1 pseudogene is annotated in these 268 nt (G+C 69.8%); it reads right to left on the bottom strand.

Features of this window, described 5'->3' with window-relative positions:
* A pseudogene (locus IG99_RS43865) lies at window positions 1-268 on the bottom strand (RNase J family beta-CASP ribonuclease); the annotation flags it as partial.

Below are 268 nucleotides of genomic sequence, written 5' to 3'. Positions count from 1 at the left end.
CTCACGCTCGGAGGTGGTGAAGCCGGGTACCTCGGCGTTGGTGGAGTCGGTGAGGAACAGGTCCACGCCCTCCTCGCCGAGGCGGGCGAAGGCGCGCAGGTCGGTGATGCGGTCGTCGAGGGGGAACTGGTCCATCTTGAAGTCGCCGGTGTGCAGCACCATCCCGGCGCGGGTGCGGATCGCGACCGCGAGACTGTCGGGGATGGAGTGGTTGACCGCCACGAACTCGCAGTCGAAGGGCCCGAAGCCACGCCGGTCGCCCTCCCGG

Origin of the sequence: Streptomyces griseus subsp. griseus (assembly GCF_000720255.1) — a bacterium.
Taxonomy (GTDB): Bacteria; Actinomycetota; Actinomycetes; order Streptomycetales; family Streptomycetaceae; genus Streptomyces; species Streptomyces griseus_I.
Note: the sequence above shows the minus strand (reverse complement) of the source record. Positions and strands in the feature narration are given on the sequence as shown.